The following is a 9,495-nucleotide window of genomic DNA, read 5'->3' on the forward strand; positions in this document are numbered from 1 at the left end:
TAGTACAAACATAGTTGTTTATGAGAAACTAAAGAGGGGAAAAATGCCAAAGAACTGGCACGAACTGTAATACACTTACTATCTCCTTTCAAAGACCATATCAAGTCTATTACAACTGACAATGGTACAGAATTCGCTTGTCATGAAATGATAGCCAAAAGCCTTGGTGTTACCATATATTTTGCTGACCCATACGCTTCATGGCAGAAAGGCGCTATAGAAAATGCTAACGGACTAATTAGGCAATACGTGCCAAAAAAAGAAACCTTTGAGCATATCAGCCAGCAACAAATAACTAAGTATTCAAAGAAAATTAACATGAGGCCAAGAAAGAAATTAGATTTTAAAACACCACAGGACTGCTTTTACGAACTAATTAAGTAAATTTGCACTTGCTTGTTGAATTCACGGAAACCATCTCTCGAAAGGAATTCTTAAAATACTTATCAACAAAACTGTGCATGAAGTCAGACTTATAATCCGACTGTTTTATCTTCGCTATAAAATGGTAGGTCAGCCCCTGTTGTTCGGCACTCACATATCCTTTACGCTTCAGATTGTTCATGATGGAAGCCACAGTAGTATAGGGAGGCTTCGGCTCTTGCAGCTGTGTCAACACCTCTTTGATTGTGCAACAACCCAACCGCCATACCTGCAACATCACGTCTTCTTCTTGTTTAGTTAGTTTCTCCATATCCACTCAACGCTTGTTTTATGTCGCAAAGCTACGAAACATTCGTAAAAAACACAACTTATTAGCGTTAAGAAAACCTAATACTTGCATTTTATTAATTGTTTATCAATCTAATACGAATATTTAGTAACAAGACAAAGACAAATATCTCATCTTCATTAAGGTGCTTTTCACCTACAAAACTGATATTTTTCAGGCTTCGAAAAGAGACACGCATGAATAGCTGGTTGCGTCTGTCTTTTCAGTAGAATGCCAATAAGGTAATTTCATAAAAACCCAATTTGCTGTCACTGCTGTCACACATTACGATTATCTAACACACTCACCTATAACAAGTTACACGAAGTGTTAAATATGACAGCAACGTAAAATAAAAAATAATTAGTAATAATGTACCATCTATTCCACCGTATTTTCGTTGGTTTATCATCCACGACTTTCGCAAGAACCATGCCCTTAAAGTACAGGCGTAGTGTTGCACTATCACGCTAAACAAGTGTTTTTATTCATAATCTTTTGCCTGTATGCACGTAAAAGCGTACTTTTGTAGTTACGAATAAAGAACCAAACAGAAATGACAAAATATCTATACACATTCTTAGCACTAACCGTCTTGATGCTTGCAGGATGTAACAAAGCAAAAGAAGAGCCTCAAAAAGAGGTTTATCACAACGTAAGGACGATTCCTACCGAAATAGTTGACAAAGGCAACCAAGCCGTACAAAATGCCAACAAAAGGGATGCAGGCTTCGTTAGTAACCGTGTGAACGAGGTGACACTCACCAGCTCTTGCTTCGGAGCAGTTAATGCGAACAACCTCGACTTACTCCCTCGTCCTAATGAGACAAGCCGCAAAGACTCAACTGTCATCGACCAACTAAATCAAGGAGAGGTATTCCTCTTACAACCTGGAACCAAAGGTATTATGCTGACCGATGCTGGTTCAAAACTATTAGTACGCTTCCAGATGGGCGAATTATGGATATGGAAGTCGGCTGTAAAATAAGTTCAGCAGTGTTAGCTACTATCAACATAGTTCCCTTAACACTTTGCATCATTAAGAAAATCATACTAATAAATTTACTTTTAGCCTAAAATATCAATAACAAATCACATTATCAAAATATGAGAAGAAACCTTTTTCTTGTTTTTCTTTTACTGACATTCGTCGTTAATGGGCATGCTTTCATTGTGCAAAACCCTGTCGACTACGTAAATCCTTTAGTTGGATCGGCCTCAAAGTCAGAGCTTTCAACAGGCAACACCTATCCTGCCATCGCCTTACCATGGGGTATGAACTTCTGGACACCACAGACAGGAAAGATGGGAGATGGGTGGACTTACACCTACGGAGCCGATAAGATACGTGGTATCAAGCAGACTCACCAACCCAGTCCATGGATTAATGACTACGGACAGTTCGCTGTCATGCCTGTTGTGGGTAAAAAGGTGTTTGACGAGGAAGGACGTGCAAGCTGGTTCTCCCACAAGGCAGAGACAGCAACACCCTATTATTATAAGGTATATCTGGCTGACCATGATGTCACAGCAGAGATTAGTCCTACCTGTCGGGCTGCTTCTATGCGCATCACCTATCCACAGACAGAAGCGGCCTACTTTGTTGTTGACGCCTTTGACAAGGGTTCTTCTGTGACGATTATGCCTGATAAGCGTACGATCGTGGGCTATACAACAAAGAATAGTGGAGGTGTACCAAATGGTTTCAAGAACTATTTTGTACTTCGTTTCGACCATGACTTCACCTACATGGGTTGTGTTGAAAATGGGAAACTGTCTGATGGAAAGACCGTCTCTACCTGCAATCACGCTATGGCCGTAGTGGGGTTCCACACGAGACGAGGCGAACAAGTGAATGTACAGGTAGCCTCATCGTTTATTAGTGACGAACAAGCACTGCGTAATCTCAAGGAAGTTGAGGGCAAGACTTTTGACGAGGTGAAGTCAGAAGGTAGGAAGGAATGGAACAACATATTAGGACGTATCGAAGTAGAAGACAACAATATCGACCATCTTCGCACGTTTTATAGCTGCCTCTATCGCTCCGTATTGTTCCCACGCACGTTCTATGAACTCGACGAACAGGGTAATCCCGTCCACTACAGTCCCTATAACGGCAAAGTACTACCGGGTTATCTCTTTACTGACACAGGCTTCTGGGATACCTTCCGTTCGCTCTTCCCATTGCTTAACCTCGTCTATCCGTCAATGAACGAAAAGATGCAAACAGGCTTAGTCAATGCTTACAAGGAGAGTGGCTTCCTACCTGAATGGGCGAGTCCGGGCCATCGTGACTGCATGGTGGGTAACAACTCGGCCTCGGTCGTAGCTGATGCTTACATCAAAGGACTGCGAGGTTATGACATAGAGACCCTTTGGAAAGCTGTTACTCATGGGGCGAATGCCGTACATCCAAGCGTTAGTTCGACTGGACGCAAAGGCTTTGACTATTACAACCGCTTAGGTTATGTACCTTATAACGTGGGAATTAACGAGAGCGTTGCCCGTACTTTAGAGTATGCTTACGACGATTGGTGCATCTATCAGTTAGGTTTAAAACTCGGAAAGAGCGCAAAGGAGCTCAAACCCTACAAACTTCGTGCAATGAACTATCAGAAGGTTTTCGACAAGGAGACAGGACTGATGCGTGGACGTAACGAGGATGGCAGTTTTCAAACGCCATTTAATCCTTTCAAATGGGGCGATGCCTTCACGGAGGGAAATAGCTGGCATTACACATGGAGTGTGTTTCATGACCCTGCAGGACTGGCACGGCTGATGGGAGGATACGACAAGTTTAATGCAATGTTGGATAGTGTCTTCCAACTTCCACCTGTCTTTGACGATAGCTATTATGGCTTCACCATTCACGAAATACGTGAGATGCAAATCATGAATATGGGCAATTACGCACATGGAAACCAACCTATCCAACACATGATTTACCTCTATGACTACAGCGGACAGCCATGGAAGGCACAATATTGGGTGCGTGAGGTGATGGACCGACTCTATTCTGCACAGCCAGATGGCTATTGTGGCGATGAAGACAATGGTCAGACGTCGGCTTGGTATGTCTTCTCTGCCCTCGGCTTCTACCCTGTTTGTCCCGGTAGCACACAATACATGATTGGTTCGCCTTACTTCCACATGGCTAAGGTACACCTTGAGAATGGCAAAACCATCACGCTCCGTGCAGATAAGAACAACAAAGACAACCGTTTCATACAGCATATAACAATGAACGGACAGCCTTATCCACATTATTATCTTGAACATGAACAACTGATAACAGGTCCTGAAATAGACTTCACTATGGGCGATAAACCTGTGAAATAGAAAGTTATCTTATTCCTTTAGCATCCAACTAACAGATTTCATACCTATTAGAATAAATCTGTTAATTGGATGTCATTATGTCAACTAATCCTATAAAATCACTTAAAAAGGCACTGACTCATCAACTATATTATAATTTGTTTGCGTATATTTGTGTCATATTAATCCAAAAATGAGTACATAACAATGAGAAAAATCTTTTCTTCTAAACGCGCTTTGTGCACTGGTTTAGTATTAGGTGGACTGTTTACATTTTCCAGTTCATACGCAACAAACAACGACGCAAATAATGACAATCAGCAAGTAGCAGCCACACCAACCAACAACACACGGATTGTTGGTACGTGGGAATTGACCAATAAGGATAGTTATGCTATTGTGCGTAACCCGAGAACACACAAGGAATATAAGGTGGGGTTCATAATCGACAGATATGATGACTATAAGTTCCTCCCAATAGACTTCAAGACTGGTGAGCGTGTTGACCTTCGCTCGCTCGTTGGACATGATGATGACGACCTCGATGATGAGTTGCATCGCTTCGACTTCTACCGTAATGGAACCATGAGTGTTATAGAGAGAGAGGACAATGGCAGGTGGAAACGTGACGACGACGCAGGAGTGTATGGTTTTCGCCGTGATGGATTCTTTATGAAGATAGATGGTAAGACACGCAAGAACCTTCAAGTCAGATTTATTAACAACAATGAGTTCGAACTGACCCAGACCAAGTTTAATGACAACAACCTTCGGAGAATAGTCGTTAAGAAGGTGATGAGATATGTTCGTGTGACGAGAAAATAAGACAAGATAGGCCCAGCCTATAACACATATCCCCCCAGTTAACAGTTGCTTAACCCAGTGTAAAGCCCTGTTGACTGGGGTTTTTATTTATGTCTTGAGCCAAGATTACTTACCTTAAACCATCCTATCAAAGACGGAAAAGACAAAGAGGAAGCAAGCAGCAAACTATTACAACCAAATGAGAAGACCGTCTCCAAGGAATTATTTCCATGAACATAAATATTTCTTTTCACGACAATAAATATTTTTTTCATGAAAAGAAATTAGGCAAACTGATAGGGTTTATATTCAGTTGACACGTAAGCTAAATACTTCTGGTAAGTTATAACACTCATTTACACGCCTAACAGTACACATGTAAACGAAAAAATGTCATCAAGAAAGGCTCTAATTACAGTATTTTTGTGTAAGTTTGTATCTCGTTATAGAACTGAGTAAAAAAACAACATATCACGAACAACAAAATATGAAACGTAAAACATGGCGCAAACACCATAAATGGGTTGGAATTGTCGTTACATTTTTCTTGGTAATGTTCTGCCTTTCTGGTATTGTACTCAACCATCGTCAACTCTTTGCAGATATCAATGTAAGCCGTGGGATATTACCCGGTCAATACGAATTCAGCCAATGGAATAACGGATTACTACGTGGAACATTACGTTACAAAGATAATAAAAACCATGAAAAAGTGTTCATATATGGTGCTGCAGGCATCATCCAGACTGACACAACGGCTACGAACTTTACAGAATACAACCAAGGACTGCCTACGGGTGCTGACTATCGCCAGATGCGAGGAATGGCTAAGACTCCAAAGAATAACCTCTTTGCGGTTAGCGTCATCAACCTATATAAACTGGGAAAGAACGCATCTTGGCAAACAGTCGACCTCCCAAAGCAAGAAGATGACGAACTACTGACCGACATAACCACACATGGTGACACGCTCATCGTGCTTTCGCGCTCTCATCTCTACTATGCTACAGCTCCTTATAAGAAATTTACTTGCGTCACACTACAGGCTGCTGAGGGAAATGAAGGGAAGGTGTCATTGTTCCGTCAAATATGGCTTTTGCATAGCGGTGCACTGTTTGGGACAATAGGAAAACTCATCGTCGATGGGATTGGACTTATCTTAATCATCCTTTGCGTAACGGGTATATGGTATTGGATTCGCCATAAAGCAACGTCAATGGTCGTTTGGCATACAAAGATAGGGCATTACACCTTCGCTCTGACACTGTTTATCGCAATAACAGGATGGGCTTTACGTCCCCCACTCATGATTCTCCTTGCTACAAACAGTACGAAGCCATTGCCTGGGACAACCTTAGACAATGATAATCCTTGGAATGACAAACTGAGAATGATACGTTATGATGAGCAAGTTCATGACTGGCTTATCTCAACGTCAGAAGGTTTCTATTCTCTTAGAAACCTCTCGTCAAAGCCAACACCAATCACCACAGCACCCCCAGTGAGTGTTATGGGACAGAATGTCTGGCAATATGCAATTAACAAAGCATGGATTGTAGGCTCCTTCGATGGCCTATTTTATTGGGATAGAAAGAGCAATGCAGTGCTTTACTACAACGATGCTATGGTCTCTACTCCAGGTATACCGGGTACAGCTCCAGACGAACAGACAATCTCTGGCTATAGTTCTGACTTCACAAACAAGGAATGTATAGCCACCTATTTCCAAGGTTCTTCATTCGCAAAACAGCCAGACACACTAAAAAACAAGCCCATGTCGCTCTGGAGTCTTGCTTTAGAGGTTCACACCGGCCGTATCTATGCGGGTGCGTTAGGTTCCTTCCTCTTCATCTTCGTTATAGGCCTCTTCATCATCTTCACCCTTGTGTCTGGGAAGAAGGCGTAGGTGGGAATAATCTTCTTATAATTATTTTACTAAAGTTTCCCACCCTAATAAATAGATAGAAAAATAACAGTTTGTCGAATTTTCTTTGTAAATTAGTAATCGCTAAAGAACTGATTTTAAAGACAAAACAACAAAACTGTTATGGAAGCAAAAATAGAGAAAATAAGTGAGTTATCCAAACTTTTGAATGTTAAAACTCGAATGAGTGATGATTTATTTCATCTTTTTGGCAAGTTTGGTATTGGTCACTTGTTATCTCGCCTGTCATTAGAGAAACATGACGGGGTTTCGGCTTCGGAGTTAATCCTTTCTCTTTGCCTCTTCCGCATTGTGGGTGAAAGTATTCACAGTATATGCAAACATAAGATATATGAGCTTTCAAATCATGGTAAGAACTGTTTCTATCGGATGATGATTCGCCCGCAGATGGATTGGAGACGCTTGATGAACCACTTTGCACTGCGTTATATATGCCTTTTACGTAAGTATAGCGAAGCTCCTCAATCCAATACCACTACATGTTTCATTATAGATGACACCGTGCTTGAGAAGAGTGGCGTGAGGATGGAGGGTATCAGTCGTGTTTTCGACCATGTAAAAGGTAGGTGCGTATTGGGCTACAAACTGCTACTTTGTGCATTCTTTGACGGCAAAACAACCATACCCTTTGTTTTTTCACTGCATCAGGAAAAAGGGAAACAAGGCGACTGCGGGCTGACAAAACAGCAACGTAGGAAGGCATATCATATCAAGAGGAATAGTGATAACCCCGATTATAAGCGCTTTCAAGAGTGTAAGATGTCTAAGATGTAAGTTGTCATGGATATGCTTCGCCGTGGATGGAAGATGGGGTTACATGCGAAGTATGTGGTTACCGATAGTTGGTTCACCTGCGAGCAACTTATGTCATGTGTTAGAAGCATAGGTAAAGGGACAATGCACTTTGTTGGACTTGCAAAAATGGGAAAGACGAAATATACCGTATCAGGCAGGAAGAAAAATGCTGCAGAACTCATTGCCACCTATGAACGCGAACGAGGAAAGAACTGCCGTAAGTATAAATGTCGATATATTCAGCTCAGCGGACACTTAGGAAATATACCTGTTAGAATCTTCCTCATCAAGTATGGCAGGAACTCCGCATGGAACGTCCTGATCACCACGGATACAACGATGTCTTTCGTAAACGCCTTTGAAGTATATCAGATCAGATGGAACATAGAAGTGATGAACAAGGAGACTAAGCAATATCTCGGATTAGGAGGTTATCAAGGTTGCGACTTTAATGGTCAGATACCCGACGCAACGCTGTGTTACCTTACATATACTGTCATGGCTTTGGAAAAGAGATTCACAGAATATCAAACCATGGGCGAACTCTTTTCGGATATGGAGGACGACCTCATGGCACTCACGTTATGGAAGCGAGTTCTTGCCTGTATTGAACGCATTCTTCGTATTTTAGGAGAAACACTTGGGTTGACGCCCCAACATCTTATGGCTACGATCAGCGGCAACGACAAAGAGTTGATCAAAATCCTTGTAATGGCTGAAGCATTGAAAAAATGGGATGAAGTATATGGGCAGACTACATAACTTCTATTAGTCATGTGTTAAAAGTCAATGAATATGGGGGACGACAAGCAAAGGGAAATGAGAAAAAACAGTGTTTGAAGGGGTGGGAAACTTTAGTTATTTTATGTATATCTTGCATTAGAATACACACAACACTGAATTACGTAAATCGAATTATTCCTCTGTTGTGAATTGCCTCAAAATGTGTATCTTTGCATTAGCACGTACAACAGAGAACCAAACATGCCCCATATTACTTAAGTTGTGATTTGCTTCAAAATGTGTATCTTTGCATTAGCACGTACAACTCGTAAAGAGGTTTATTATTTTTTCCAGTAGTTGTGATTTGCTTCAAAATGTGTATCTTTGCATTAGCACGTACAACTTGATTAATAAATAATTCTATATGCAAATAGTTGTGATTTGCTTCAAAATGTGTATCTTTGCATTAGCACGTACAACATAGTCGATTATTTTATAACAAGCGGTGCTGTTGTGATTTGCTTCAAAATGTGTATCTTTGCATTAGCACGTACAACGGGAAAGTTACCTCAATTCCGCAGCATTATTCTTTGCGATCTACTTTTATATATTGACGTGACATTTTGGGATTTATCCATTGATTTGGGAATTTTCTGGGGTTCTTGGTTCTTGCATAGGCATAAAATCCCCCCACCCAAACCCAATGGGGGATATGATAGCCACAAAGAAATACTGTTTATTCAAGGAATACTTCAGAGTAGTATGTTTTATTTGTATATAGGTTCAGAACGTTCTGCCTTCTCGTTCTCACCCATTTTGCTGGTATGCTGACAAAATGCAGGATAAAGGCTTTCAGTCTGCTTGTCTTTTTCAGCGGCTTGACCTTTTCGCTGATATGACGGACGAGATAGAGATAGAAGTTCTTCAGCATGGCAGTAACCATCATGAAAACCATGTTCTCAGCCATAAAGGAAAATGGCAAATGTGACCATCCAAAGTCATTGTTCTGTATGTCGAAGTTCTTTTCACTTGCTCCACACTCATTATAAAATGTAATGATGTCCTTCTCGGTAGACACCCAGTCATTGGTGAGGATACAGCGGTATGTGTATATTACTCCGAACATATCCGTCCGTTGCTTGCCATCCTTGTCTTTCGAAGGACTACGCTGTACGACAAGTCTGTATGACTTTCCTTC

General features: G+C 41.2%; 5 protein-coding genes, 3 pseudogenes and 1 CRISPR repeat array. Of the genes and pseudogenes, 6 read left to right on the forward strand and 2 right to left on the reverse strand.

Annotation, left to right across the window (positions count from 1 at the left end; all coding sequences use genetic code 11):
- A pseudogene (locus HMPREF0666_RS16680) lies at positions 1–384 on the forward strand (IS30 family transposase); the annotation flags it as partial.
- Here the strand turns inward: HMPREF0666_RS16680 and HMPREF0666_RS09695 are convergent.
- Positions 377–694 carry a BlaI/MecI/CopY family transcriptional regulator gene (locus tag HMPREF0666_RS09695; protein ID WP_009012194.1) on the reverse strand — a complete coding sequence of 106 codons (318 nt, stop codon included), beginning with the start codon at positions 692–694 and terminating at the stop codon, positions 377–379. The pseudogene HMPREF0666_RS16680 and the gene HMPREF0666_RS09695 overlap by 8 nt on opposite strands.
- Positions 695–1,268: 574 nt before the next feature.
- Between HMPREF0666_RS09695 and HMPREF0666_RS09700 the strand changes: the two genes are divergently transcribed.
- From HMPREF0666_RS09700 to HMPREF0666_RS16685, 5 genes and pseudogenes are all read left to right on the forward strand, one after another.
- On the forward strand, positions 1,269–1,700 hold the full coding sequence (locus tag HMPREF0666_RS09700) for a hypothetical protein (protein ID WP_009012195.1): 432 nt from the start codon (positions 1,269–1,271) through the stop codon (positions 1,698–1,700).
- Positions 1,701–1,819: 119 nt separating this feature from the next.
- Positions 1,820–4,051, forward strand: a complete 2,232-nt coding sequence (locus HMPREF0666_RS09705) for a GH92 family glycosyl hydrolase (RefSeq protein ID WP_009012196.1) — start codon at positions 1,820–1,822, stop codon at positions 4,049–4,051.
- Between the two features lie 186 nt (positions 4,052–4,237).
- Positions 4,238–4,855 carry a hypothetical protein gene (locus tag HMPREF0666_RS09710; RefSeq protein WP_009012197.1) on the forward strand — a complete coding sequence of 206 codons (618 nt, stop codon included), beginning with the start codon at positions 4,238–4,240 and terminating at the stop codon, positions 4,853–4,855.
- 424 nt (positions 4,856–5,279) lie between these two features.
- On the forward strand, positions 5,280–6,740 hold the full coding sequence (locus tag HMPREF0666_RS09715) for a PepSY-associated TM helix domain-containing protein (protein ID WP_083822541.1): 1,461 nt from the start codon (positions 5,280–5,282) through the stop codon (positions 6,738–6,740).
- 141 nt (positions 6,741–6,881) lie between these two features.
- A pseudogene (locus tag HMPREF0666_RS16685) lies at positions 6,882–8,336 on the forward strand (transposase).
- Between the two features lie 163 nt (positions 8,337–8,499).
- Positions 8,500–8,854: a CRISPR direct-repeat array (repeat unit 47 nt; unit sequence GTTGTGATTTGCTTCAAAATGTGTATCTTTGCATTAGCACGTACAAC).
- Between the two features lie 179 nt (positions 8,855–9,033).
- On the opposite strand, the pseudogene HMPREF0666_RS09730 reads toward HMPREF0666_RS16685, so the two are convergent.
- A pseudogene (locus HMPREF0666_RS09730) lies at positions 9,034–9,495 on the reverse strand (IS1380 family transposase); the annotation flags it as partial.

The sequence above is a fragment of the Prevotella sp. C561 genome (genome assembly GCF_000224595.1).
Classification (GTDB): domain Bacteria; phylum Bacteroidota; class Bacteroidia; order Bacteroidales; family Bacteroidaceae; genus Prevotella; species Prevotella jejuni.